The organism is Embleya sp. NPDC059213, assembly GCF_042754445.1.
Classification (GTDB): Bacteria; Actinomycetota; Actinomycetes; order Streptomycetales; family Streptomycetaceae; genus Embleya.
The window spans coordinates 1-24,741 of sequence record NZ_JBHZAV010000139.1; the positions used below are offsets into that span (position 1 = coordinate 1).

Here is a 24,741-nt window from a genome sequence, read left to right on the forward strand (position 1 = left end):
GGGGCCTGGTGTGCCGGGGGGGGTGGGTTCGCCTCGGGCGCCGGCCGGGCCGGGTGGGCCTGGCCGGCGGTGAGGGGGTCAGGCGTGGGTGCCGCCGTCTATGCGGAGGGACGTGCCGGTGACGAACTTGCCGTCGTCGGAGGCCAGGGCGGCGATCATGCCGGCGATGACGTCCGGGTGGGCCATGCCTTCGCCGATGATGGGCATGAGCTTGCCGAAGAGTTCCCAGTCGGCGTCGTCCGGCACCTGGTTGGGGGTGTCGTCGACGATGCCGCTGGAGATGCTGCCGGGGGCGACGTTGACCGCGCGCAGGCCCTGGCGGCTGTACTCCAGGGCGATCGCGTGGGTGAACGCGTCGATCGCGCCCTTGCTCGCCGCGTAGGCCGCCATGTACGGGTGGGCGAAGCTCGCCGAGGTCGAACTGAAGTTGATGATCACGCCGTTGCCGGTCTCCAGGAGCGGCGGCAACGCGGCGCGGGTCATCAGGAACGTGCCCGTCAGGTTGACGGTGATGATCTGGTTCCACTTCTCCAGCGGGAACGTGTGGGTGTGACCGGCCCGCAGGATCCCCGCCGCGTTCACCAGCACGTCCAGGCCGCCCAGGCGCTCGACCACCTCGGCCACGCCGGTGCCCACCGCGTCCTCGTTCGAGACGTCCAGCACGCCCGTGCTCAGTCGGGCGTCCACGCCCTTCTCCGCCGCCATCGCGCGGGTCTTCTCCAACCCTTCGGCGTTGACGTCCGCCGCGTGTACCGTGCCCGCCTCGCTCAGCAGCCGCAGCACCGTGGCCTGGCCGATGCCCGAGCCGCCACCGGTGACGATGATGCGCCGATCCTGGAACCGCTCCACAGTGTTTCCTCCTTGAACGGGGTGTACGGGTCCCATCACAAGTGGTTCCGACACGCAGGAGCAAGCCTCCTGAACGGTTGGCCGGGAGTGAAATGAAACATGTTCCAGTGCACTTTCGCGGCCGATCGGATTAATTCGCCCGGATTGCGTGACGAATCGATCGGGAAGGGGTCACACCTCATGTGAAGAGGAGCCCCCACCTCTCACGAAGCGGCGAAAGACGAGGTTCCAGCCATGGCAGACTCACCCGCCCACACGCCCGACAAGAGCACCGTCGCCCACTCGGAACGGACCGAACGATCCACGAGCGGCTCCGGCCATCTCACCGAGGTGGCCGCGCTGGCCACGGACCGAGGGCGGACTTCGATCGCAGACGGGGTGGTGGCCAAGGTCGCCGGGCTGGCGGCGCGCGAGATCCCGGGCGTGTACGCGCTCGGCAGCGGCGTCTCCCGGGCCTTCGCCGCGATGCGCAAGGCGGTGCCGGGCGGGCGTCCGGACGTCGCGCGTGGCGTCGGCGTCGAAGTCGGCGAGAAGCAGTGCGCGGTCGATCTGAGCCTGGTGGTGGAGTACGGCGCGCCGATCGCCGAGGTCGCCGCCGCGGTGCGCGACCACGTGATCGAGTCGATCGAGCGGATGACCGGCCTGGAAGTGGTCGAGGTGGACATCTCCGTGGACGACATCCACATCGAGCAGGATGACGACGACACGTCCTCGCGCAACCTGGCGTGAGTCCGGGCGCGGCGGCTCCGAGCCGCGCCGCGCCGCGTGCACAGGGCGGGACCGGGATCGCCCCGGGCCCGCCCTGTGTGCCGCTCGAACGTCGGTGTTTCGTCAGCGCCGGCGACCACGCAGGCCCAGGCCGACCGCGCCCAGCACGATCGCGACGATCGAGGCCGCCAACACCGACCAGGCCATCGTGGTCAACGAATCGGTGAACACGTCGTAGATCGCCTCGATGCCGGCCCGGTTCAGGGTGTTCCTGGTTTCCAGCTCGTCCGCGATCGGTCCCCTCGCGGCGGAGCTCAGGAGCAGCAACAGGCCGCTGGTGACCAACAGACCGACCCCGGTCATGATCAGCGCGCGGAAGCGGTTCACCGCGACGGTGAGGCCGACCAGCAACAACACCAGGGTCAGGATCGGCAGCCACTTGCCCGCGTCGTCGACGGCCTGGAAGGCGTCCCGGCCCTGCTTGGCCTCGGAGGCGTGCGGCAGTTGGGCCAGGTCGATCGGGATGCTGGTGGGCAGGCTCGCCTTGGACACCGGGATCCCGGCCTTGTTCAGCCGGGGCACCACCGCGTCCAGCGGGCTCTTGAGGTTGACCACCACCTTGTCGCCGTCGGTCGTGACGTTCTTGCTGTCCCGGCCGAGGATGGAGGACATCACCACGTCGTGCGCGGTGGAGATGCCGTCCTTCCAGATCGCCTTGAACGAGGGCTTGGCGATCTCCTCCAGCACCGCGCTCTGCACCACGTCACGCGGCACCTGGCCGCGTACGGTCGGCGGGAGTTGCCGGATCACCTCTTCGGTCATCAGCCGGGCGACCTCGGTGCGGATCGCCGACTCGTCGATCAGCGCGACCGCGTTGTCGGTGAACCCCTGCTCGGAGACCACCTCCCAGCGCAACCACAGCGCGGACAACGCCGGGATGGTCAGCAGCACCGCGAGCACCAGGCTGATCCCGGCGACGGTGCCGCGCAACGCGCCGTACGCGGGTCGCGCGGGCTGCCGCGGCGGCGGACCGTAGGAGCCGGCACCGCCCGGGCCGCCCGGTTGGTACGGGCCGCCCGGGTCGTACGCGGGCGGTGGCGGGGCGGGCGTGGACGCGTAGGGCGGGGGCGGGGGCGGGTAGCCGCCACCCTGGCCCGGATACGAGCCCGGGGACGAGTGCATCGCGCTTCCTCCGTCGTTGTAGTCGGACCGCCGTGGAATCGGCCCGGCATCCGAGAGTCTCACTCGCACGCCGCTGCCACCGCCGCGCGCGCGGTGTTGTGCCTGTTCGGTGACACCCGGGTCGGTACCGGCGATCCGCGCACCCGGGCATAACCTGCGGGGATGGACACTGTGGACAACGCGCCGCAAGCCGGCCGCCGGCGACCCCGGGTAGGCCATATCCAGTACCTCAACTGCCTGCCCATCTACTGGGGCCTGGCCCGCACGGGCTCGTTGGTGGATCTGGACCTGACCAAGGACACTCCGGACAACCTCAACGACGCCCTCGTGCGCGGCGACCTCGACATCGCGCCGATCAGCGTGGTCGAGTACCTGCGCCACGCGGACGACCTGGTGGTGCTCCCGGACATCGCGGTGGCCGCCGACGGACCGGTGATGTCGGTGATGTTGGTCAGCCAGGTGCCGATCGACCGGCTCGACGGCGCCCGGGTCGCGCTGGGGTCGCAAAGTCGTACGGGCGTTCGGCTGGCCCGGCTGTTGCTGGAGGAGAAGTACGGGGTGCGGCCCGAGTTCTTCACCTCGGCGCCCGACCTGGGCCTGATGATGCAGGAGGCGGAGGCGGCGGTGGTGATCGGCGACGTCGCACTGCGCGCGACGTTGTACGACGCGCCGCGGCTGGGGCTGCTGGTCTACGACCTCGCGTACGAGTGGAAGCAGTGGACCGGGCTGCCGTTCGTGTTCGCCGTGTGGGCCGCGCGCCGGGACTTCCTGGAGGCGTATCCGGACGAGGTGCACGCGGTGCATCAAGCCTTCCTGGAGTCGCGCGACCTGTGCATGCAGGAGGTGGACAAGGTCTGCGAGCACGTGGCCCGGTGGGAGGCGTTCGACGCGGCCACGCTGGAGCGCTACTACACCGAGGCGCTGGACTACTCGCTCGGGGAGCGACACCTGCGGGGGATGGCCGAGTTCGCCCGGCGGACCGCGCACGACACCGGATACGCGGCCGATGTGCGGGTGCGGCTGCTCGACGCCCCGCAGCTTTCGTGAGCGCGCCGGATAGGCTCGTTCCCGAGCATTCCTGCCGTGCCCACCGGCTCGGCGCTCGTCCGCTCGATGCGCACTCGTCGTACGCGCGATCGTTCCACTCGTATTCGTTCCATGCGGAGGCTTCCCCGTGATCAGCGATCTCCAGCCGGTCCTGGACCGGGCCGCCGGCGGTGGGCGGATCACGCCCGACGAGGCACTCGCCCTGTACGTGCACGCACCGCTGCACGCGCTCGGCCGGGCCGCCGACGCCGCGCGACGTGCGCGCTACGCGGACACCGTCGACATCGCGACGTACATCATCGAGCGCAACATCAACTACACGAACGTGTGCGTCACCGCGTGCAAGTTCTGTGCGTTCTACGCCCCGCCCAAGAGCGAGAAGGGCTGGGTCCGGGAGATCGACGACATCCTGCGCCGGTGCGCGGAGACGGTCGAACTCGGCGGCACGCAGATCATGTTCCAGGGCGGGCACCACCCCGACTTCGGCGTCGAGTACTACGAGCGCTCGTTCGCCGCGATCAAGGCCGAGTTCCCGCAGCTGGTCATCCACTCGCTCGGTGCCTCCGAGGTCGCGCACATGGCCAAGGTCTCCGGGGTGGGGATCGAGGAGGCCATCACCCGGATCCACGCGGCCGGCCTGGACTCGTTCGCGGGCGCCGGCGCGGAGTTGCTCCCGGAGCGCCCGCGCAAGGCGATCGCGCCGCTCAAGGAGTCCGGCGAGCGCTGGCTGGAGATCATGGAGACCGCGCACGGGCTGGGCGTGGAGTCCACCTCGACGATGCTGATGGGCACCGGCGAGACCAACGCCGAGCGCATCGAGCACCTGCGGATGATCCGCGACGTGCAGGACCGCACGGGCGGCTTCCGGGCCTTCATCCCGTACACCTACCAGCCGGAGAACAACCACCTGAAGGGGCAGACGCAGGCCACCCTGCTCGAATACCTGCGCCTGATCGCGGTCGCCCGACTGTTCCTGCACAACGTCGCGCACATCCAGGGCTCGTGGCTGACCACGGGCAAGGAGGCCGGCCAGCTCACCCTGCACTACGGTGCGGACGACCTGGGCTCGGTCATGCTGGAGGAGAACGTGGTCTCCTCGGCCGGTGCCCGGCACCGCTCCAACCGGATGGAGCTGCTGCACCTGATCCGCGCCGCCGGCCGCATCCCGGCCCAGCGCGACACCACCTACAACCACCTGATCGTGCACGACGACCCGGCGAACGACCCGGTCGACGACAAGGTGGTCTCGCACCTCTCCTCCACCGCCCTCGACGGCCCCACCGGCCGCACCGAATTGAAGGTCGTCGACGCCCGCTGACAGGGGTTGACGGGGTGGTTGGGCCTGTGTAGACCTTCTTCTGCCATTGGACGACCCGCCGGTCCTTCGAATGGGCGGGTTTTCCGTTTTCCGCATGGGTGGGGAATCACTCGCACGGTGTACTCGAACCGGGTCGACCCGACCGGGCCGAGCACCAAGCCCACCGAGGTGAAGCCGACGGGCACGCCCACCACGGCCGCGCCCGCGGTGAGCAAACCGACCAAGCGCCCCGAGCCGGCCGAGACCGGCGCGGACGACGACAACGACATCACGGTGATCGGCGGGGCCGCCGCCGCGCTCGTGGTGGTCGGTGCCGGTGGCGTGCTCTTCGCCCGCAAGCGCCGCGGGACGCGCCGGGCGTAACCGCGACACGTCGCGACACGAACCGCCGTCGGGCTCCGGCCCGACGGCGGTTCCGTGCGTCGAAGGGGGGCTTGGGATGATGGGTGCATGTCGTCGACCCTGCATGTTGCGCCCGTTGTCCTGTCGATGGTCGGGGCGGAGCCGATTCGTGACGGTGCCGTGCTCGTGGAGGACGGGCGGATCGTCGCGGTGGGTCCGCGGGGGGAGTTGGCGACGGCGGGGGCCCGGGAGCGGGTGTGGCGTGGGGTGTTGACGCCGGGGCTGGTGAACGCGCACGCGCACCTGCAGTACACCGACTTCGGGGATCTGGCGTTGTCCGGGCTGGCCTTTCCGGAGTGGATTCGTGTGTTGACCGCGCGGCGGGCCGAGTTTTCCGAGGTGATGTGGCAGGAGAGCGCGCGGCGCGGGGTGCATCACATGTTGCGGTCCGGGACGACGGCGGCGGCGGATGTGGTCACCGATCCGTGTGTGCTCGTGCCGGTGGGCCGGTCCGGATTGCGGGGGATCAGCTACGTCGAGGTGATCGCGGACGACGCGATGTGGGCGGGCGGGCGGCGCGCGGCGTTCCTGGACACGCTGGACGGGGCGAGCGGTGGGCGCGCGCTGGGCGTGTCGCCGCACACCCCGTTCACGGTCGGCACGGCGGTGTTCGAGGAGTGTGTGGCGATCGCGCGCGAGCGTGGGTTGCGGCTGCACCCGCATCTGGCGGAGACCGCGCACGAGGCCGAGTTCATCCGGCACGGCACCGGCCGGTTCGCCGAGTTGAACCGGGCCATCGGCATGGCCCTGGAGTTGCTCGACGGCGGCAGCGGCGGCGGGCCGGCGGCCTACCTGGCCGGATTCGACGGGCTGGGCCCCGACGTGCACGTCGCGCACGGGGTGCATCTGGCCGCCGAGGATCGTGCGCTGCTGCGCGAGCACGGCACGGCGGTCGCGTTGTGCGTGCGTTCGAACGCGATCCTGGCTGCGGGGGAGCCGCCGGTCGCCGACTACCTCGCCGAGGGCGCGCCGATCGCGCTGGGCACCGATTCGCCGGCCTCCTCGCCGTCCCTCGACCTGTGGGAAGAGGCGGCGGCGGTCCGGGAGTTGGCGATCCGGCAGGGATACCGCAGGGACGACCTGGATCGGCGGCTGGTCGAGGCGGTCACCGTCGGCGGCGCGGCGGCGCTGGGCGGCCTGGACGGCGTGGGCACGCTGCGCCCGGGCGGTTCGGCCGATCTCGCGGTGTTCGACGTGCCGACGGAAGGCGATCCGTACGCGGCGTTGGTCGCACACGGCACGGGGTCGTGCGTGGCCACGGTGCTCGGCGGGCGGCTCGTGCATCGGCGCTGAGGCCGGCGACGGCGAGCGGGCGTGGTGGTCGGCGGTGGTCGCACGATCGTCGCGGCAGGTCGGTGCGGCCGAGGCGGCGTCGGCGGTTCGCGTCGGCCGTCGGCGGCGTCGACGCACGGCACGACGGTTTCGGGCGGGTCGGGTATTCCACCCGACGCGCCCGCCGCGTTGCCCGCCCCGGGCACGCGCGCCCGGCCCGGCGCGAGATGATGGCCGGGTGACCCGAGCCTCCCTGGACAAGCAACCGCGTGAAGTCGCGTCGATGTTCGACGCGGTCGCGGCGCGCTACGACCTGACCAACACCGTGCTCTCCATGGGCCAGGACCGGTCCTGGCGCAAGGCCGTCGCACGCGCCGTGGACGCCCGCCCGGGAGAGCGGGTGCTCGACCTCGCGGCGGGCACCGGCACCTCCTCGTTGCCCTTTCGGGACGCGGGCGCGGACGTGGTGCCGTGCGACTTCTCGGTGGGCATGCTGCGCGAGGGCAAGCGCAAGCACCCGGAGCTGCCGTTCACCGCGGGCGACGCGACCAGGCTGCCGTTCAAGGACGCCACCTTCGACGCGGTGACCATCTCGTTCGGCCTGCGCAACGTCAGCGACACCGAGGGCGCGCTGCGCGAGATGTTGCGGGTGACCCGGCCGGGCGGACGACTGGTGGTCTGCGAGTTCAGCCGGCCCACCTGGCGCCCGTTCGAGACCGTGTACGTGGAGTACCTGATGCGGGCGCTGCCGCCGGTGGCCACCGCGGTCAGCAGCAACCCGGACGCCTACGTCTACCTGGCCGAGTCGATCCGGGCCTGGCCCGACCAGCCCGGTCTGGCGGCGCTGATCGGCAAGGCGGGCTGGGCGCATCCGGCCTGGCGCAACCTCACCGGCGGGGTGGTCGCACTGCACCGGGGCTTCCGACCGTCCGAGTGAGCCCGAGGCCGGCCACGCGTTCGGCGAGTGCCACAGGCCGGCCTCGCGCCCGCGCCTCATAGACTTGTCCGGCCAAAACCGTCCCGGTTTCGGCACTGCCGCAGAGACTTCCAGGGGAGTCGTCCGTGACCGACGCAGCGCCCGTCACAACCACCAAGCGCGCCGACTCGACGCATGAGGCCGACGTCATCGTGGTCGGGGCCGGTCCGGCCGGATCGACCACGGCGTATCACCTGGCCAAGTCCGGGGTCAGCGTGATCCTGCTGGAGAAGACCGCGTTCCCCCGGGAGAAGGTCTGCGGCGACGGGCTCACCCCGCGCGCCACCAAGCAGCTGATCGCGATGGGCGTGGACACCTCGGTCGAGGCCGGCTGGTTGCCGAACCGGGGTCTGCGGATCCTCGGCGGCGGCATGCGCCTGGAGCTGGACTGGCCGGACCTGGCCAGCTACCCCGCGCACGGCCTGGTCCGCAAGCGCGCCGACTTCGACGAGATCCTGGCCCGCCAGGCGTCCGCGGCCGGCGCCAAGTTGTACGAGCGGGCCAACGTCACCGGCCCGATCCTGGACGACCGCACCGGCCGCATCGTCGGCGTCAACGTGCGGATGAACGGCTCGAAGGAGGAGACCGTCTTCCGCGCGCCGATCGTGGTCGCCGCCGACGGCAACTCGACCCGGCTCTCCCTCGCGATGGGACTGCACCGCCGCGAGGACCGCCCGATGGGCGTCGCGGTGCGCACCTACTTCAAGTCCCCGCGCAGCGACGACGACTACCTGGAGTCGTGGCTGGAGCTGTGGGACCGCCGGGACGGCCAGGAGAAGCTGCTGCCCGGCTACGGGTGGGTGTTCGGCATGGGCGACGGCACCTCGAACGTGGGTCTGGGGCTGCTGAACACCTCGTCCGCGTTCAAGGACATCGACTACCGCGACCTGCTCAAGGGCTGGGTCTCGGGCATGCCCGAGGAGTGGGGCTACACCGACGAGAACCAGGAGGGCCCGATCCGGGGCGCCGCGCTCCCGATGGGCTTCAACCGCCAACCGCACTACACCAAGGGCCTGTTGCTGGTCGGTGACGCGGGCGGGATGGTCAACCCGTTCAACGGCGAGGGCATCGCCTACGCGATGGAGTCCGGTGAGATCGCCGCCCAGGTGATCACCCAGGCGGTGGCCCGGCTCACCCCCGAGGGCCGGGAGCGGGCGCTGTACGACTACCCGCGCATCCTCAAGCAGACCTACGGCGGCTACTACACGCTGGGTCGGATGTTCGTGAAGCTGATCGGCGACCCGCGGGTGATGAACTTCGCCACCAAGCACGGCCTGCCGCACCCGATGTTGATGAAGTTCGTGCTCAAGATGCTGGCCAACCTGACCGACCCGCGCGGCGGCGACGCGATGGACCGGATCATCAACGGCATGGTGCGGATCGCCCCGGCCGCGTGATGCGCGCGTAGTGGTGGTGGTGTGCTTGGCTCGGCGGCGCACCACCACTACGACCCCAAAGGACTGCTCCCATGCAAGACGCCCGTGAGATGCGCGACTTCATCGCCGGACTGCCCAAGTGCGAGCTGCACCTGCACATCGAGGGCACGCTGGAGCCCGAGCTGAAGTTCGCGCTGGCCGAGCGCAACGGGATCGAGCTGCCGTACTCCTCGGTCGAGGAGATGCGGGCCTCGTATCGGTTCGACAGCCTCGCCTCGTTCCTGACCGTCTACTACGAGGGCATGCGGGTCCTCGTGCACGAGCCGGACTTCTACGACCTGGCGATGGCCTACCTGCGCAAGGCCGCGGCGCAGAACGTGCGCTACGTGGAGATGTTCTTCGACCCGCAGGCGCACACCGGCCGCGGCGTGCCGTTCGACGTGGTCGTGCGCGGGCTGACCCGGGCGATCGGGGACGCGCGGCGCGAACTGGGCATCCGGGCCCAGTTGATCATGTGCTTCCTGCGCGACTTCCAGGCCGAGTACGCGATGGCCACGCTGGTGCAGTCGCTGGCGTACCGGGAGTGGATCGTGGGGATCGGGCTCGACTCGGACGAGCGCGGCAACCCGCCGGCCAAGTTCGCCGCGGTCTTTGCCCGGGCCCGGGCCGAGGGATACCGGCTGACCATGCACTGCGACGTCGACCAGGAGAACAGCGTCGAGCACATCCGCCAGGCGATCGAGGACATCGGCGTGGATCGCATCGACCACGGCTCGAACGCGCTGGAGGACCCCGAGTTGGTCGCGGCCATCAAGGAACGCGGCCTCGGCCTGACGGTGTGCCCGGTGTCGAACTCCTTCGTCGTGGACGGGATCAAGGAGCAGGAGATCCGGCGGATGTTGGACGAGGGCATCCTGGTCACCATCAACTCGGACGACCCCGCCTACATGGACGCGTACGTGCAGGAGAACCTGGAGCGCACCCAGGCTGCGCTGAACCTGACCCACGCCGAGGTGGCCCGCTTCGAGTACAACGCGTTCGCGATCTCGTGGCTGCCGGAGGACGTGCGGGACGGGTATGTGGCGGAGCTGCACGCGTACGTGGGTGCGGGCGCGAGCTGAAGCCGACCGGGATCCGGGGCCGGCCGCGGTCGGTGGATTTCGCTGAACTCCCTTGTCCGCAAGGGAGTTCAGTCTTCGGCGTGACCTTGGTGATCAGCCCGTCGGGTCGACCCAGGTGTTCGGGTCGGCGCAGTCGCGGTACTCGGTGGTCTCGATCAGGCGGGTGAGGGCGGAGTAGGGGATCAGGGTCCGGTCCCGCGTGGTCAGGGTGTACGAGCAGGCGCCGATGTCGGCGAGGAGCACGGCGCCGTCGGCGGGGACCCGCGTGTTGTCGTCCGATTCGGTGAGGTACCAGGTGTCGTGGCCGGCAACGAGGGTCGCCGGCCCCGGGCGGGTTGGGCGTCGGCCGGTGTCGGGCCCGCGTGATTCGACCCGGATCTGCAAGGTCCCGGGGTTGGCGTTGGCGCCCGGCTGCCAGGGCGTCCGGCGCGCGGCGGTCGGGTCCGGCGCGGGGGCGAGGGCCAGGGTGGACTCCCGGGTGCCCGTGCCCGCCGTCGGGACGAACCCGGCGGGCAGGGCGCCGAGCCGATACGGGGTGCGGGTCCGCGGCCCCGGAGCGATTCGGATGCGTTCGGCGAAGTCGGTCAGCGAGGTACGGTCCGTGCTCCCGAAGACCAGCACCCAGGTGTCGGTGTCGTGGGCCCACGCGATGACCGGTTCGGTGACGTCGCGGGCCTTCGGCGCCGCACCCGCGACCCGGCTGTGCGACGCCGCGGGTGTGCTCGGGACAACCGAACCCGGTTGCAGCGGACCGCTGTTCGCGGACTCCTGGCCCTGGGAGGCGTCGTCCGCGAAGACGAACCCCGGTAGGTAGAAGGCGGGTCGGCCCTGGATCGTGATCGGTTCGCCGGCCCGCAGCAGCGCGGTGTCCAGGGTGGTCGCCGACTGCACGGTGACCCGACCGCTCGGGAATCGACCCCCGCCCAGGAAGCCGGCGTAGGCGCGTGGACCGTCGAAGCCCGACCCGATGCGGAGGTAGCCGGCGCCCGGAACGGTGTCGATGTCGACGGCCGGCGGCCGGGGCATCGCCGCCGGGCCGGGCCGGTTCGTCGCGTCGCCGCCATCGGATCCGGACAGGGTCCAGGGGACCAGCGCCCCCAGGGCGACCGCGGCCACCGCGGCCAGGCCCACGCCCGTGCGCCGGCGTCGGCGGATTCGACGGGCGCCGGCCTGCGCCGCCTCGATCAGGCCGTCGGCGCTCGGCGCGAGGTGTTCGTGGTCGGTGAAGGTGGCTGCGAGATCTTCGAGATCGGTCACGTCGGGTCTCCGTGGGTCGGGGCCGGGGTTCGGGTCAGCTCCAGCCGCAGCGTCGCCAGGGCTCGGGAGGCGTAGCCGCGTACGGTGCCGGGACGGCAGTTCAAGGTGGCGGCGATCTCGTCGTCGTCCAGGTCCTCGTAGTAACGGAGCACCAGCACGGCGCGCTGTTGGCGCGGGAGTTCGGCCAGGCGGTGCCACAGGTCCTCGCCGACGCCGAAGCGTTGCGCGTGGTCGGGGACGGTCGGCGCATCGGGGCCGGCCGACGTCTCGTGGGTCAGCGCGACGGTGCGGACCGCCTTGCGTCGGCGCAGGGACAGGAATTCGTTGGTGACCATGGCGCGTACGTACGCGTCCGGTCGGTCCAGGGCGGAGATGCGTTTCCAGCGCACCAGCGCCTTGGTCAGCGCGTCCTGCACGAGGTCGCGGGCCAGTTCCCGATCGCCGCACAGCAGTACCGCGTAACGCAGCAGGGCGGGCAGTCGCGCCGCCGCGAAGTCCTCGAACCGCATTCTGCCCGTCCCTTGTTCGGAAGCCTCCACACCCAACAAACGTCGCCGGAGCCCGATTTGCTGTGCGGCCGGCCGGCCGAACGGGTCCGGGCGATTGCCTCGACCACTACTACGCATTGCGTGGTACCGTGCAACGCACAAGAGCTGGAGGGGTCATGGATCCGAGTCAGTTGCTCAAGGGAGTGCTGGACCTCGCGGTGCTCGCCGTACTGCGCGAAGAAGACGGCTACGGCTACGACGTACTGCGCAGGTTGCGCAAGGCCGGCCTCGACGACGTCGGTGACGCGTCGGTCTACGGCACGCTGCGGCGGCTGTACAACGCCGGGCTCCTCACGTCCTACGTGGTGGCCAGCGACGAAGGCCCGAACCGTAAGTACTACGCCTTGAACGAGCCCGGCCGAGAGCGGTTCCGGGAGTCCACCGACACGTGGAACTCGTTCGCCCGGACGATGTCGGAACTGGTGGGGGAGACCCGATGAAGGACACCGCACTGCACCCCGTCGCGGAGGACTACCGCGTCGAGGTCGCCCGCATTCTGGCCGACCTGCCGGCCGCCGAGGCGGAGGAGATCCTGGACGACGTCGAGGTGAACCTGAGCGAGGTGGTCGCCGAACTCGACGGCGCGGTCACCTCCGAGTCGCTGCGCACCCGGCTGGGCACCCCGCACGAGTACGCGGCCGAACTCCGCGCGGCGGCAGGCTATCCGCCGCTGACGCCGCCCGGTTCGAAGCGCTCGGCCCGCTTCGGCAAGGTCGAACTCCTGTGTCTGGGACTGCTCGTGGTGCTCGGCTCGGCGCTCGTGGCCGGCTTCGGGATCGGTTCGCAGGACGACGCGCAGGGCCGGTGGTGGATCTTTCCCTGTCTGCTGGGCCTGGCTGTCGAGGCACTGAACGCACTGTGGATGCGCGGCCGCGGGCCGGGACTGCCCGAGATCGCCGCGCTGTCGATCACCCAACGCCTGGGGGCCTACGGGGAGTCCTTGCGCACGGGCCGATGGGCGGAACCGGTGCGCTTTCTGATCGGTCTGCAAAGCGCGTGGTGGGTCGCCCGGGCGCTGATCGTGGCGGCGCTCGCGTGGGTCGCGGCGGGTGGCGTGTGGTGGCCGGTCTGCGCCGGTGTCCTGGCCCTGGCCGGGTCGTTGTGGCTGGGCCCGCGCGCGGCGCACGATCGTCGGCTGTTGTGGGTGGCACTGCCGGTCAACGCGCTCGTGATCGGGGGCGCGGTCGGCATCCTCGGCGCGGGACAACTGACGCCGGGAACCGACTCGATCCAGTACGTGGGCGACACCAGCCCGCGGTACTCGGAATACCGCTCGACCGGGGACGGCCACCCACTGGACCCCGGCGTCCTGTTGGGCACCCTGGACGGACAACAGCTGAAGAACATCTATCCCTTCGACGCACAGGGGCGTCCGCTCAAGGACGTCCTGCTCTTCGACCAGAACGGTAAGCAACTCGGGCTCGCCGGCGACGACTACAACTATCGGTGCCACAACGCCGAGGGACGGAACCCGGTGCCCAACCGGGAGACCCTGCCGTTCCCGCAGCCTCGGGTGGTCTTCGAACCGGGAGCGACCGGTTGCCGGGTCGAGGAGGGCACCGCACCCTTCACGATCGCGATCCCGGTCCGACCGGGCGGGCAGTCCTCGGCGAATCCGGTGGCCGGTACGGTGCCGCAGCCCGGTGGGCAACCGCCGCAGGAGGCCCCGTCGTCGGCTCCCTCGGCCGGTGTCTCGGCGAAGCCGAATCCGCCGGTGAACCCGACCACCGCGCCGGTGCCGCCGAACTCGGCCCCGCCCGCCTCGGAGGCGAACCCGAAGACCGGGCAGCCGTCGACCCCGCCCGCACAGAGCGGGAGTTGAGGCCCGGGGCTCGGGCCTCGACCCGGGTCCCGGGACCGGCGGTCGTCGATCGCCCGGTCCCGGGCCGGTCGTGTCGGGTGGATGGCGAGTGGGCGGCAGGAGGACGGCAAGGGCGTTCATCGCGCGTCGAGTGGGCGTTGACCGCGACGTGGGACAACGGCCGGACGACTTCAGCCCCCGGCCGCCGCTCGGCCGCTCGTGACGCATCAGTAAGGTCTCTTATCCATGCTGACGTTTCGTGTTCTGGGAGCGCTCGAAGCGTGGGACGGTGACCGACCGGCCGACCTGCGCGGCCCGCGCCATCGGGCCGTTCTCGCTCGGCTCGTCCTGGCGCGGGGGCACGTCGTACCGGTCGACCGGCTGATCGAGGACCTGTGGCACGGTGAGTCGCCGCATCGCGCGCTCGGCTCCGTGCAGACCTTCGTGTCGCACCTGCGCCGCGCGCTCGAACCCGACCGGGCGCCGCGCACACCCTCGACCGTGCTGGTGACCGCGCCGCCGGGCTATGCCTTCCGGGTCGGCACGGACGAGGTCGACGCGTGGCGATTCGAGGCACTGGTACACCGGGCCGGCGGGCTGTTGGCGGCCGGCGCCGCCGAGGAGGCGCTGCGTGAGTTGACCGCGGCGCTGGACCTGTGGCGCGGGCCGGCCTACGCGCAGTTCGCCGACGAACCGTGGGCTCGGCCGGAGGCGGCCCGGCTGGAGGAGTTGCGCCTGGTCGCGGTCGAGCGCCGGGCCGAGGCGGGCCTGGCGATCGGGCAGGCGTCCGGGATCGTGCCGGGCCTGGAGGCGCACGCGGCCGCGCACCCGCTGCGCGAGGAGAGTTGGCGGTTGCTCGCGTTGGCGATGTACCGATGCGCGCGGCAGGGAGACGCGCTGGCCGTGTTGCGCCGGGTACGAACCGCGCTGCGCGAGGAGTTGGGGGTCGAGCCCGGCGCGCGGTTGCAGCGGCTGGAGGCGGACATCCTGGCGCACGCGGCGGAGTTGGACGTGCCGACGGCTTTGCCGAGTGTGGCGGGGGCGGCGGCGGTCGGGTCGGTGGTTCGGGAGGAGCCGGGGGCGGTTCAGGGCTCCTCGACGGTTGTCTTGGAACAGGGTTCCGGGCCTGTTTCGGGGCCTGTTCCCGAGCACGTTTCCGGTGATGCGACGGGAGGCGAGTTCGTGGCGCGTACGACCACGTTGATCGGCCGGGCCGAGGAGACCGCGACGCTGCTGGCCGCGGCCAAGCGCGCCGACGGACGGCTCGCGGTGGCGTTGGTCAGCGGCGATCCGGGCGAGGGCAAGACCGCGTTGACCGAGCACGTGCGGGAGTTGCTGGCCGCCGAGGGTTGGCGGGCGGCCTGGGGGCGCTGCCCGGAGTCCGGTGGCGCGCCGGCCGGGTGGCCGTGGACCCAGATGTTGCGCACGCTCGCGGCGGTGAGCCCGCCGGACGAGGAGACCGCGCGGGTGCTGGCCCCGCTGCTGGCCGACTCGTTCGTCCCGGTCGGCGACCAGGCGGCGGCGAAGCTGCGGCTGCATCAGGCGGTGGTGGGCTACCTGGCCCGGGCCGGTGCGGAGACGCCGTGGTTGCTGGTGCTGGACGACGTGCACCGCGCGGACGAGGAGACGTTGGCGCTGCTGTGCCACCTGGCCACCGACCGGGACGCGGCCGGGCGGGTGCTGCTCGTGGTCACCTACCGGCACAACGAGGTCGGCGACCTGCTCGCCGACGCGCTGGCCCGGTTGGCGCGGTGCGGTCCGGAACGCATCGAACTCACCGGCCTGGCCCCGGAGGCGGTCGCCGACCTGGTACGCGGGGCGGTCTCGGCGCCGATCGACGCGGACACCGTGCGGGCGATCGTGGACCGGACGGCGGGCAACCCGTTCTACGTCCTGGAGACGGCGCGGGTGCTCGCGGCCGAGGGGGCGCACGCGGCGGTGTCCGAGGTCCCGGTCGGGGTGCGGGACGTGATTCGGCGGCACGTCGCGGGGCTGCCGAAGGCCGCCCAGGAGGTGCTCAAGCAGGCGTGCGTACTCGGCCGGGACATCGATGTCGACGTGTTGTTGGCGCAGAGCGGCACGGACGAGGACACCGTGCTCGACGCGGTCGAGTCGGCGCTGCTGACCGGCCTGCTGGTCGAACCCGACGCGGGCCAACTGCGGTTCACCCACGCGCTGGTCCGGGACACCCTGTACGAGGACCTGTCCCAGTTGCGCCGGGCCCGGATGCACGCGCGCACGGCCGAGGCGATCGAGGCCGTCCGACCCCGGGACGTCGCGGCCCTGGCGCACCACTACCTGGCCTCGGCCTCGCGCGCGACGGCGGCCAAGGCGACGCACTTCGCCCGGCTGGCCGCACTCGACGCGGAGATCCACTTCGCCTACCGCGAGGCGGCCGAGCTGTGGCGCGGAGCCCTGGTGGCCTTCGACCGCTCGGGCGTCGTCGACGAGGCGACCCGCAAGGAGATGGAGGCAGGCGCGGAACGCTCGCTGGCGCAGTCGGGGGACCACAGCCACGAGTGAGGTCGGGACGGCGTCGGCGGTCCGGTGTTTTCCGGCGCGCCTTCCGACGTCTTCTGGTTCTTTTCGGTTCTTTCCGGTGCTTTCTGGTGCTTTCTGGTGTCTTTTGGAACGGGCGACAGGGCCCACTCGGACGAAGCCGAGGGGGCCCTGTCGTGTGCCACGCGGGAATCGGGCCCCGGGGGCGGGCTGTCCGGCGCGGGCGGCCGTGTCGGCCGTGCCGGGCCCGACGGGTGCCTACGCGGGGATGTGGCCGGCGATGATGGCGGCGTAGTTGGCTTCACCCCGGCGGTTGGGGTGGAGCGGGGCGGCGAGGTCGGTGGGGACGTAGCCCTCCAGCCACTTGGCGCCGGGTGCCTGGCAGGCGTCGTGGCCGGTGCTGGGGCCGGCCACGTCCACGTAGGTGGCGTCGTGGCCGGCGGCCTGGGCGGCGATCGTCGCGTTGAGGCGGTTCACGCTGCCCTGGAGGTAGTCCGCGTCGACGCCGAGGACCGGCTGGTACGGCCAGCAACCGCCGGGCTTGATGTAGAGGCCGTAGCCGGTGACCACGACCCGGGCCTGTGGTGCGCGCTGGTGGATGCCGGTCAGCACGGCGCCGAGTTTGGGGGCGAACGCGTCGATGCGTTGCGCGATTTGGTCGACGCCGCCGGCCGTCCAGCGCTCCTTGCACGGAGTCGCGAACGGGTCGAGTGTCGCGCAGCCCTGGGCCACGCCGACCAGGCCGACGTCGTTGCCGCCGATGGTGAGGGTGACCAGCGTGGTGTCCGTACCCAGCGCGTCGAACTGCGGGGGCGCCTCGCCCATGTCGATGCCGGCCAGGGACAGGTGTTGCGGGGACGTCATGTCGTTGGTGTCCGCGCCGCTGCAGGTGACGTCCCGCAACTCGGCGACGTTCAGGCGGGCCGCGAGTACGTGTGCGTAGTTGTTGGTGGATCGGCCGCAGGCCAGTGGCCCGGTGATGCCCGGGATCAGCGGACCCGAGGCCATCGAGTCGCCGAGCGCGACGTAGACCTGCCGATCCGCCGCGCCCGCCGGCGCGGTCGCGGCGACCAGGCCGGACAGGGCCAGTGCGCTCGTCGCGATCGCCGCCGCCGTCCCGCGCGCGAACCCGCGCAGGCGTCGGCGTGGGCTCCGGGGACTGCTGTGCAGCCGACTCCTCGTGCGTGCAGCAGAGTTCATGACGACTCCCGCCGGTCGTGGAATGTCCCACGCGTCATCATGCAGACTCGGACACAGCGGCTTAACTGGTGAGTAACACAGACTTTCCGGGAGGTGCCTGTGACACGTGACAACTCGTCGGGGGACCGGCCACCCGGCGTGTCGGTCGCGGCCGGTGCGCGGGTCGCCTCCGATCGGCCGCGCTCCGAGCGCCCGTTACGGATCGGCGGGCGCCCGGTGGCGGCTCGATTGCGGGCCGGCGCGCCCCGGTTGACCAGGGAGGTGCTGGAGCGGTTGCCGGCCGAGTTGCCCGCCTACGCGGCGCTGCCGGCCGAGGAACTGGCCGGGGACATCGCCGAGATCGTGCAGCACACGGTGCGGCTGTTCGCCGACGTGGTCGAGGGACGGCCGGGGGCGGGCGATCCGGACCTTGCGCCACAGTGCGCCTCGGCGGCCCAGCGGGCGGAGGAGGGTGTACCGCTCGACGCGATACTGACCGCGTATCAGATCGGCATCGAGATGTGCTGGCGGGAGATGACCGATCAGGCGCGCCCCGAGGAACTCGCGGATGTATTGGCCCTGTTCGCGGATCTGCTCGGCATACAGCGGGCCATCGTCGCGGGCGTCGCGTCGGCCTACCTGGAGGCCCGCCGCCTGTTGGACGGCCCGGAACAGAGCGGCCGACACGCACTGTTCGCGGCCCTGCTGGCCGGGGAGCCGGCGGACACCGTGGCCGGTCGGACGGGGGTGCGCCCGGCCGCCCACTACCTGGTCCTGACCCTGGTCCTGGCCGCTCATCCGGACGAGGCCCGCCTCGGCCCCTGCGCCGCCATCGCCGCGCGGCGCAAGTTGCGCCGGATCCGGCAGGCCCTGGACGGCTTCACCGGCCGCTCCGCGCTGACCGCGCTCGACCCGGGCGGCGGGACCGCGTTGTTGCCGATGGACGCCGCGCCCGACTGGTCGGACGTACGCGCCCTGATCGCCCGCGCCGCCGACGCGGCCGACACCGCGATCACCGCCTCGGCCGCACTCGCCGAGCCGACCGGCATCCCGGACGCGGTGGACCGCAACACCGAGGTGCTCCGGCTGATCCGCGACACCGGCCGCGGTCCGGGCCTGTACCTGCTCACCGATGTGTTGCTCGACTACCAACTCAGCCGTCCGAGCGCCGCGTTGGCCGGACTGGCCGGCCTCCTCGCGCCGCTGGAGGGCAGGCCGGAGCTGTTGCTGACGCTGGAGACCTACCTCGCGCATGGCCGCGACCGCCGGGCGACGTCGGGCGCCCTGCACCTGCATCCGAACACGGTCGACTACCGGATTCGCCGGTTGACCGGCCTGATCGGGCTCTCCCCGAACCGCGCCGAGGACCTGCATCGACTGAACGCGGCCCTGGTGGCGCGGCGGACGTTGGGGCCGAGGCCGCCGGGTTGACGTGGTTCAGGCGGCGGGGGTTCGCCGGGTCAGCGGCGCAGGGCCGGATACAACGCCTTTGGGTCGGCGGACAGGGCGGCCTTGGCGTCCCGGCCGTAGTGATCGACGAGCACCTCGTATCGCCCGGCTTCGAGGTCGGGTGGTACTCGAAGCGTGGTGGGCGGTCCTGGTAGCGGGACCGGGGCCGCGATCTCGCGCCGGTACTCCAGACCCTGGCCGCGTGGGGTGACCGCCGGCCGGCCGGGGAGCCGCCGGTGGAGTTCCGACACGGCGACCACGAACTCGACGTCGCGGTGATGTGCCGGGGCTGCGGGGCGGAGGTCGTACCGGGCAGCGTGCGTGTGCATGTGCGCGCGGAGGGGTGGGAGTTGTCGGGCCGGTGGGGTGAGGGCCACTGTGGGGCCCGGCCGGCACCGGTCGAACCGCTCGGAGACGACCGACACGATCGGGCCGCCGCTGCCGCTGCCGCAGCCGATCGGAGGTTGTGGGTCCCGGCATGAGCGACCCGGACGGGTGACCGGGAGGGGGCGGCCACGGGGTGGATGGGAAACCGCCTGCGCCCTGCTGTTCGGCAGGGTTCGGTGGGCTGCGTCACGCGAACCTGCAACAGGTCCGCTTCGGTGCCGGCATCCCGACCGCCGCCGGCATCCGGTCGCGCCTGCCCACTCGGAGCGGGTGGTTGGTGGTCGAGGAGTGGACGGGCGTCCGGCTGCGCTCGGCGCGGGAGGGCCGCGCGCTTGACCCTGACACGGTGTGAGGCCGTGCACTGGGAGGCGTCATGTTCACCATCGGAGACTTCGCCCGGCACGGTCGGGTATCGGTACGCATGTTGCGGCACTACGACGCGATCGGGCTGCTGCGGCCCGCCCACGTCGACGCGGCAAGCGGCTACCGCTTCTACCAGGCGGGCCAACTCGCCCGGCTCAACCGCGTGATCGCGCTCAAGGACCTCGGCTTCACCCTCGACCAGGTGCGGAGCATCCTGGACGAACAGGTGAACGTCGACGAACTTCGCGGGATGTTGCGGCTGCGGCGGGCCGAACTCGCCGCCACGGTAGCGGCGGACGCAATGCGACTGGCCCGGGTCGAGGCGAGGCTCCGGACGATCGAAACCGAGGGACGAATGCCCACCGACGACATCGTGATCAAGCGCATCCCCGCCGTGCGGGTTGCCGAACTGACCGCCACGACCACCGCCGACGCCGACGGGCCGGAGGGGATCGGGCCGATCATCGGCCCGCTGTACGACGAACTGTGTCGCCGACTCGACGCTGCCGGCGTGCCGGCGACCGGTCCCGCAATCGCCTACTACGACGCCGCGTCGGATGGTGACGACACCGTCGTCATCCACGCCGGCCTGACCGTCGAGGCCGAGCCCCGCGCCGACTTCGACTTCGCGATCGTGGACCTGCCCGAGATCGGGACGGCCGCGACGTACGTACATCGCGGTTCGATGGACAACGTGATGACCGGCGTCCAGGCGATGGCCCGGTGGATCGACGGGCATGGGTATCGATCGGGTGGATACGCCCGGGAGTTGTACCTCGAATGTCCCGAGGACGAGGAGCAGTGGGTGACGGAACTCCAGGAGCCGATCACGCCGGCCTGATCCGACCCGGGTCGCCGACGGACGGCGCCGGGTCGGACGGCATCACGAACACGTACGACCCGGCGCCGGTGGACCACCGGCGGACGACGACGACCGTCAGCGTGCCCGGTGGGCGGGCCGCCCACCGCGTACGGGTTGGGCGGGCCGCCCACCGCGTACGGGCGCATCGACCAGCCGCCACAACGAGGCCCAGTGACCCGCCGTCAGATCCTTGGGCAACGCGAACGCCGGCACCCGTTCCTCCCGAAACCACCCGCGCAGCGCGGAGGCCCCGAACCGCCCGGTCCGACCCAGCACTTCACGCAACCCGCGCCCCGGGCCGGTGAACACCTGCCGCACCAACTCCTGGTACGGACCCGGCCGGCCCTCGACCAACGGCACATCCCGGCGGGTCATCGTCAACAGCCCACCGTCCACCGACGGCATCGGCCGAAACGCCCTCGCCGGCACGCGGGCGTGCAACCCGAACTCGTACCAGGGCCACCAGGCCGCCGTCAGCATCGTGGCCCCGCCCACGCCCGCCCGCCGCCGGGCCACCTCCCACTGCACCAACAGGACCGCGCTGTGCCAGTGCTCCGTTTCCAACAGTCGCCGCAACACCGGCGTGGTCAGGTGGAACGGCAGATTGCCCACCACGGTGTGTGGCTCGCGCGGAAACCGGAACCGCAACACATCGGCGGCCACGACCTCGACGTGTCCGGGGACTCGCCGGGCCAGCAGCCGAGCCCGCTTCGGATCGAGCTCCACCGCCGTGATCGCCCGACCGGTCCGACTCAACGGCAGCGTGATCGCACCGTCTCCGGGCCCGATCTCGACGATCGGCCCGGATGTACGCGCGACAAGGTCCTCGAAAAGTGCGATCACGGCACGATCGACGAGGAAGTTCTGACCGAGCTCATGACGTCCACCATGAGTGGGATAAGGCACGAAGGGGCTCCGCAAAGGCAGTTCGGAACCGGGCAACACGAAATGGCCGCACCGGCGTATGGACCCGAAGTGCGGCGGAACCAGGAGAGACGAAAGCCCTCGGCCGCCGCTAGAAGCGGCGAGTCCTCGTGTAAGCGGAAGCGAACATGCCCCGACCATAGCCCGCCGGCTGTGGCGCCCTCGAACTATTTCCCGCCGGGGGTCGCGGGCCCGTCGACTCGCGAGGTCGGGGTGGAGGTGGAGTTCGGCACGAATCGGCTCAACTGGTAAGTGGACGGATATATCAACCGTCCGCAGAACTGGTCGATCCTGATGGTCGACATATCGAACTGCTCGTCCTCGGCACGGAGTTTTCCAAGGTGAGCCCGTAGCTCCGCATGTTGTTCGGTCGCGAAGATCACCTCCCAGTGCCCCGCGTCGGGAGCGAAGCGAACGGTGTCCCGCCGCTGCCGCTCCTGCTCCCGCTGTTTCCTTTTCCGCTGCCCTGGCATGGCCTCAGCATCGCCGCCGACCATCCCCGCGACAAGGCATTTCGACGTGGCGACACCCGCAGTGGGGCACTCGGCCTGTCAAGGGGGCGGGAGCGGGCCGGCGTTGGTGACGACGCCGGTCCACCGGTCCGGCTCGTCGGCTTCGTTCCAGGTGACTTCGAGTTCGCGGTGCGTGAATTCTTCGGCTCCGCGGTGCACGGCCACCTGCGCGCCCCCCGGGTTGGATGACGGCGGGGGATCGTCGAGACCTCCGCAGGCGACGCCTCCCGGGGCGAAGTAGATGGCATATCGCCACCGTTCCGGCGTGCGATACAGCATGAGTGTCGCCGGCGTCCCCAACGCGCGCCAATACGGCCGCCTCTTCCCCATGGTGGAAAGGTATCGGCCACGACAGAAGGGCCATCCGCGCCACGACCGCTGTCTGCAGCCGCCTCCCCGGCATGCGCCCGACCTCATGGCGCGCCGACGACTCGCGATGGTGAGGCGGGGGAGGGCCCGTGTGTTTCCGATTCCCCGTCCGGGCCGAGTTCCGATTGTTACGAGCAGTTGCGTGTATTCGGATGCACCGGGCGGAGCCCCTCTCGGGCCGGAGAGGTGTGGTCCGGGCCGAATGTGCGGGGTCGGGCAGCGGGTGTCCGTCTCGCTCGGTCGGGGCCGGACGGCGCGGCGACGGAGGGTGGTTCGTTGGGGAGAGGCGTGTGGCGAGGGGGTTGTGTGCCACCGCGCCGACGGTGGGGACGGCGATCGTGCTGCGGGGCGGTGGTATTCGTGTGGGCCCGTTGGTCGGGCCGGGGCACGAAGGTTGTCGTCGGGTTGGGTGTGTCGTTTCTCGGGCTCCAAATTGTGGCATACCGGGTTTTCTGGTCTTGTTTCTTCGCTTCGTGACCATGTCACCGGTCTGCGACAGCGGTGTTGTGGACCGACGACGTCGGTATCCCTGCGATCCGTGGTCACTACATAGTGATTGAGCAGGCACACCGAGGAGTCGAGATCGCTTCGGCTTCGATCACCGGATATCAAGGGGTCTTTCATATGTTCGGCAACCGTCGTAAGGCCGTTCTCGTCTCGGCAGCCCTCCTCGGGGGCATCATGCTGACGACGGCGTGCCAGGAGACGGACAAGAACTCGGGCGCCGCGCAGGGCACTTCGCCGGCAGCCGCGCCGGCTCCGGCGACTGTCCCGGCGGCCGCCCCGGCCGGCTCCTCGACCACGGGTGGCAACCAAGGCGGCAACCAGGGTGGCAAGACGGAATCCACCGGAAAGACGTCCGCCGGGAAGAGCTCCGGCGGGCAGGGTACGACCGGTGGGACCGGTGGGACCGGTACCGGCGCGAACGGCGAGATCCGGAAGTGCTTCACCGACGACCTGAATATCACCGCGCAGGACGCCACCATCGGGGGCGACAACGACCGTACGGTCGCGGTGACGTTCAAGAACATCGGTCACGACTGTGCGATGTCCGGATTCGCGGGTGTCGACCTGAAGACCAGCGAGGGGCCGCTGTCGGCGAAGCGCACGAGCGAGCCGATCGTCCCGATCCTTCTCAAGAGCGGCCAGTCGGTGTCGTTCGGAATCCACTACCCGATCGGCGAGTCGGGTGGTTCCGGTGTCCGGATCACGGGTCTGCAGATCACCCCGCCCGGTGAGACGAAGACGGTCACCCTCCAGTGGCCGGGCGCCGCCACACTGCCCGTCACGGACGGCGCCGGCTCCCCGGTCACGGTCGGCCCGATGGGAAGCGCCGGCCAGGGCGGCTGACCCACCCCACACGGCGGCAACACCGACGAACCTCCCGGGCCCACCCCACCGCACAGCGCTGGGCCCGGCCACACTGCCGCCGCATCGCCGATGGCAAGGGCCCGGCCGCTCCTCCGCGACGGCTCACGCTCGGGTGGGGGTCCTGGACGAGGTGCGCCGGCTTGCACCCGCCGACGGATTCCGTCGATCGGTGCTGGTGCCGGCGTCGGCGGCGGCGCTGCCGAAACGACCGTGGCCGCCACTGCTACGGCAACGCGACTGGTAACAACGACCATTCCAGGCCGCCCACCAGCCATCCGAGGAATCCCCTCGCCCCAGACCAGAAACGTCACAGGACCAGACGAGACCCTAAGCCACTGGCAACCGCCCCACCGATGTGGGCTTTTGCGTCCGGCACTCCTACCTGCTGTCCCGAGATCGGCGACTTCGACGCAGTTCGATCCTCGGTCGGAGGAACTGGGGTCGATCCACAGAGCGGTTGGGTGGTCCTGGGAGAAACAGGACTGATCGCGGTGGGTGCTTTTGTGGGGGGTCGGTGGGTGCCTTTCCGGGTGGGTCGGTCGGGTGTTCGCGGCGGGCGGTCGCGCCTTGGTCGGGTTGGGCGCGGGTGGCTTTGCGCTGAACGGTCGGCGTGGACCGGCGGAGAGCGACGCGGTCCCACCGTCACCGGCGGCCGGGAGCCCTCGGTTCCCCGGCGAGACCCGGGCATTGCTCGCCCGGAAAAGCGCTGGCAACGGCGGAGCGGGAGGGTGCCTTCGTCAGGTCCGCCGGGGAGCCTTCCCGGGTTGGTCGGGCGTTCGCGGCCGGCGGTCGCGCCTTGGTCGACAGCGGATGGCTCAGTGCTAAACGGTCGACGTGGACCGGCGGAGATGGGCCCGGTCCCACCGTCACCGGCGGCCGGGAGCCTTGGGTTTCCCGGCGAGAGGTGGGTGTTGCTTGCCGGAAAGGCGCCGGCAACGGCGGAGCGGGTGGGTGCTGTCGTCGGGTCCG

General features: G+C 71.2%; 22 protein-coding genes. 14 read left to right on the forward strand and 8 right to left on the reverse strand.

What is annotated here, in order from left to right:
• Positions 1 to 78: 78 nt before the first annotated feature.
• Positions 79 to 849: an SDR family oxidoreductase gene (locus tag ACFXMF_RS35165; protein WP_360308500.1), complete on the reverse strand. Its 771-nt coding sequence runs from the start codon at positions 847 to 849 to the stop codon at positions 79 to 81.
• Positions 850 to 1,083: 234 nt separating this feature from the next.
• Here ACFXMF_RS35165 and ACFXMF_RS35170 point away from each other — a divergent pair, with 234 nt between their 5' ends.
• Positions 1,084 to 1,578, forward strand: a complete 495-nt coding sequence (locus ACFXMF_RS35170; RefSeq protein ID WP_360308503.1) for an Asp23/Gls24 family envelope stress response protein — start codon at positions 1,084 to 1,086, stop codon at positions 1,576 to 1,578.
• Between the two features lie 102 nt (positions 1,579 to 1,680).
• Here the strand turns inward: ACFXMF_RS35170 and ACFXMF_RS35175 are convergent, their stop codons facing one another.
• Entirely contained in the window at positions 1,681 to 2,739 is a 1,059-nt protein-coding gene (locus ACFXMF_RS35175; RefSeq protein ID WP_379992552.1) for a hypothetical protein, read from the reverse strand.
• Positions 2,740 to 2,901: 162 nt separating this feature from the next.
• On the opposite strand from ACFXMF_RS35175, the gene ACFXMF_RS35180 reads away from it, so the two are divergent.
• The 7 genes from ACFXMF_RS35180 to add all read left to right on the forward strand — a co-directional run bounded on the left by ACFXMF_RS35180 (position 2,902) and on the right by add (position 10,251).
• Positions 2,902 to 3,786, forward strand: coding sequence for a menaquinone biosynthesis protein (locus tag ACFXMF_RS35180; protein ID WP_360308509.1), 885 nt, complete (start codon positions 2,902 to 2,904; stop codon positions 3,784 to 3,786).
• A 127-nt stretch (positions 3,787 to 3,913) separates the two neighbouring features.
• Entirely contained in the window at positions 3,914 to 5,104 is a 1,191-nt protein-coding gene (gene mqnC, locus ACFXMF_RS35185) for a cyclic dehypoxanthinyl futalosine synthase (RefSeq protein WP_360308512.1), read from the forward strand.
• A 117-nt stretch (positions 5,105 to 5,221) separates the two neighbouring features.
• Positions 5,222 to 5,467, forward strand: a complete 246-nt coding sequence (locus ACFXMF_RS35190) for an LPXTG cell wall anchor domain-containing protein (RefSeq protein ID WP_380018106.1) — start codon at positions 5,222 to 5,224, stop codon at positions 5,465 to 5,467.
• A gap of 87 nt (positions 5,468 to 5,554) precedes the next feature.
• Positions 5,555 to 6,799 (forward strand): amidohydrolase family protein, encoded by a 1,245-nt coding sequence (locus tag ACFXMF_RS35195; protein ID WP_379991295.1) that lies wholly within the window; start codon positions 5,555 to 5,557, stop codon positions 6,797 to 6,799.
• A 217-nt stretch (positions 6,800 to 7,016) separates the two neighbouring features.
• A complete protein-coding gene (locus tag ACFXMF_RS35200; protein WP_360308521.1) occupies positions 7,017 to 7,715 on the forward strand; it encodes a demethylmenaquinone methyltransferase in 699 nt (232 codons plus the stop codon).
• A 125-nt stretch (positions 7,716 to 7,840) separates the two neighbouring features.
• Positions 7,841 to 9,151, forward strand: a complete 1,311-nt coding sequence (locus tag ACFXMF_RS35205; RefSeq protein WP_360308524.1) for a geranylgeranyl reductase family protein — start codon at positions 7,841 to 7,843, stop codon at positions 9,149 to 9,151.
• A gap of 71 nt (positions 9,152 to 9,222) precedes the next feature.
• Positions 9,223 to 10,251, forward strand: coding sequence for an adenosine deaminase (gene add / locus ACFXMF_RS35210; RefSeq protein WP_360308527.1), 1,029 nt, complete (start codon positions 9,223 to 9,225; stop codon positions 10,249 to 10,251).
• 93 nt (positions 10,252 to 10,344) lie between these two features.
• Here add and ACFXMF_RS35215 read toward each other — a convergent pair whose 3' ends face one another.
• Together ACFXMF_RS35215 and ACFXMF_RS35220 are read right to left on the reverse strand one after the other, a co-directional pair.
• On the reverse strand, positions 10,345 to 11,508 hold the full coding sequence (locus ACFXMF_RS35215) for a hypothetical protein (RefSeq protein ID WP_360308530.1): 1,164 nt from the start codon (positions 11,506 to 11,508) through the stop codon (positions 10,345 to 10,347).
• Positions 11,505 to 12,017, reverse strand: a complete 513-nt coding sequence (locus tag ACFXMF_RS35220; protein WP_379991296.1) for a SigE family RNA polymerase sigma factor — start codon at positions 12,015 to 12,017, stop codon at positions 11,505 to 11,507. Before ACFXMF_RS35220 ends, ACFXMF_RS35215 begins: the two co-directional genes overlap by 4 nt.
• Positions 12,018 to 12,172: 155 nt before the next feature.
• Here ACFXMF_RS35220 and ACFXMF_RS35225 point away from each other — a divergent pair, with 155 nt between their 5' ends.
• The 3 genes from ACFXMF_RS35225 to ACFXMF_RS35235 all read left to right on the forward strand — a co-directional run bounded on the left by ACFXMF_RS35225 (position 12,173) and on the right by ACFXMF_RS35235 (position 16,380).
• On the forward strand, positions 12,173 to 12,496 hold the full coding sequence (locus ACFXMF_RS35225) for a PadR family transcriptional regulator (protein WP_020549346.1): 324 nt from the start codon (positions 12,173 to 12,175) through the stop codon (positions 12,494 to 12,496).
• Complete coding sequence (locus tag ACFXMF_RS35230; protein ID WP_379991297.1) at positions 12,493 to 13,878, forward strand: hypothetical protein; 1,386 nt, start codon at positions 12,493 to 12,495, stop codon at positions 13,876 to 13,878. Before ACFXMF_RS35225 ends, ACFXMF_RS35230 begins: the two co-directional genes overlap by 4 nt.
• Positions 13,879 to 14,103: 225 nt before the next feature.
• Complete coding sequence (locus ACFXMF_RS35235; RefSeq protein WP_379991298.1) at positions 14,104 to 16,380, forward strand: BTAD domain-containing putative transcriptional regulator; 2,277 nt, start codon at positions 14,104 to 14,106, stop codon at positions 16,378 to 16,380.
• A 234-nt stretch (positions 16,381 to 16,614) separates the two neighbouring features.
• Here ACFXMF_RS35235 and ACFXMF_RS35240 read toward each other — a convergent pair whose 3' ends face one another.
• Entirely contained in the window at positions 16,615 to 17,556 is a 942-nt protein-coding gene (locus ACFXMF_RS35240) for an SGNH/GDSL hydrolase family protein (RefSeq protein ID WP_360308542.1), read from the reverse strand.
• A 216-nt stretch (positions 17,557 to 17,772) separates the two neighbouring features.
• Here ACFXMF_RS35240 and ACFXMF_RS35245 point away from each other — a divergent pair, with 216 nt between their 5' ends.
• The gene (locus ACFXMF_RS35245) at positions 17,773 to 18,966 is read left to right on the forward strand and encodes a helix-turn-helix domain-containing protein (RefSeq protein ID WP_379991300.1); all 1,194 of its coding nucleotides are present in this window, start codon (positions 17,773 to 17,775) and stop codon (positions 18,964 to 18,966) included.
• 29 nt (positions 18,967 to 18,995) lie between these two features.
• Here ACFXMF_RS35245 and ACFXMF_RS35250 read toward each other — a convergent pair whose 3' ends face one another.
• Positions 18,996 to 19,313, reverse strand: a complete 318-nt coding sequence (locus ACFXMF_RS35250) for a hypothetical protein (RefSeq protein ID WP_360308545.1) — start codon at positions 19,311 to 19,313, stop codon at positions 18,996 to 18,998.
• 431 nt (positions 19,314 to 19,744) lie between these two features.
• Here ACFXMF_RS35250 and ACFXMF_RS35255 point away from each other — a divergent pair, with 431 nt between their 5' ends.
• Positions 19,745 to 20,575 (forward strand): MerR family transcriptional regulator, encoded by an 831-nt coding sequence (locus ACFXMF_RS35255; protein ID WP_379991299.1) that lies wholly within the window; start codon positions 19,745 to 19,747, stop codon positions 20,573 to 20,575.
• 96 nt (positions 20,576 to 20,671) lie between these two features.
• Here the strand turns inward: ACFXMF_RS35255 and erm are convergent, their stop codons facing one another.
• Positions 20,672 to 21,502, reverse strand: coding sequence for a 23S ribosomal RNA methyltransferase Erm (gene erm, locus ACFXMF_RS35260; RefSeq protein ID WP_380017717.1), 831 nt, complete (start codon positions 21,500 to 21,502; stop codon positions 20,672 to 20,674).
• A 569-nt stretch (positions 21,503 to 22,071) separates the two neighbouring features.
• The gene (locus ACFXMF_RS35265) at positions 22,072 to 22,362 is read right to left on the reverse strand and encodes a hypothetical protein (RefSeq protein WP_379988519.1); all 291 of its coding nucleotides are present in this window, start codon (positions 22,360 to 22,362) and stop codon (positions 22,072 to 22,074) included.
• A 663-nt stretch (positions 22,363 to 23,025) separates the two neighbouring features.
• Between ACFXMF_RS35265 and ACFXMF_RS35270 the strand changes: the two genes are divergently transcribed.
• Positions 23,026 to 23,751 carry a DUF4232 domain-containing protein gene (locus ACFXMF_RS35270; RefSeq protein WP_360308884.1) on the forward strand — a complete coding sequence of 242 codons (726 nt, stop codon included), beginning with the start codon at positions 23,026 to 23,028 and terminating at the stop codon, positions 23,749 to 23,751.
• Positions 23,752 to 24,741 lie beyond the last annotated feature (990 nt).

Bases quoted from the DNA above. Each gene is read 5' to 3' on its own strand.
- add (WP_360308527.1), top strand. From the start codon at position 9,223: ATGCAAGACGCCCGTGAGATGCGCGACTTCATCGCCGGACTGCCCAAG.
- ACFXMF_RS35220 (WP_379991296.1), bottom strand. From the start codon at position 12,017: ATGCGGTTCGAGGACTTCGCGGCGGCGCGACTGCCCGCCCTGCTGCGT.
- ACFXMF_RS35230 (WP_379991297.1), top strand. From the start codon at position 12,493: ATGAAGGACACCGCACTGCACCCCGTCGCGGAGGACTACCGCGTCGAG.
- ACFXMF_RS35270 (WP_360308884.1), top strand. From the start codon at position 23,026: ATGTTCGGCAACCGTCGTAAGGCCGTTCTCGTCTCGGCAGCCCTCCTC.
- ACFXMF_RS35175 (WP_379992552.1), bottom strand. From the start codon at position 2,739: ATGCACTCGTCCCCGGGCTCGTATCCGGGCCAGGGTGGCGGCTACCCG.
- ACFXMF_RS35240 (WP_360308542.1), bottom strand. From the start codon at position 17,556: ATGAACTCTGCTGCACGCACGAGGAGTCGGCTGCACAGCAGTCCCCGG.
- ACFXMF_RS35265 (WP_379988519.1), bottom strand. From the start codon at position 22,362: ATGGGGAAGAGGCGGCCGTATTGGCGCGCGTTGGGGACGCCGGCGACA.
- ACFXMF_RS35195 (WP_379991295.1), top strand. From the start codon at position 5,555: ATGTCGTCGACCCTGCATGTTGCGCCCGTTGTCCTGTCGATGGTCGGG.
- ACFXMF_RS35180 (WP_360308509.1), top strand. From the start codon at position 2,902: ATGGACACTGTGGACAACGCGCCGCAAGCCGGCCGCCGGCGACCCCGG.
- ACFXMF_RS35255 (WP_379991299.1), top strand. From the start codon at position 19,745: ATGTTCACCATCGGAGACTTCGCCCGGCACGGTCGGGTATCGGTACGC.
- ACFXMF_RS35170 (WP_360308503.1), top strand. From the start codon at position 1,084: ATGGCAGACTCACCCGCCCACACGCCCGACAAGAGCACCGTCGCCCAC.
- ACFXMF_RS35225 (WP_020549346.1), top strand. From the start codon at position 12,173: ATGGATCCGAGTCAGTTGCTCAAGGGAGTGCTGGACCTCGCGGTGCTC.
- ACFXMF_RS35235 (WP_379991298.1), top strand. From the start codon at position 14,104: ATGCTGACGTTTCGTGTTCTGGGAGCGCTCGAAGCGTGGGACGGTGAC.
- ACFXMF_RS35250 (WP_360308545.1), bottom strand. From the start codon at position 19,313: ATGCACACGCACGCTGCCCGGTACGACCTCCGCCCCGCAGCCCCGGCA.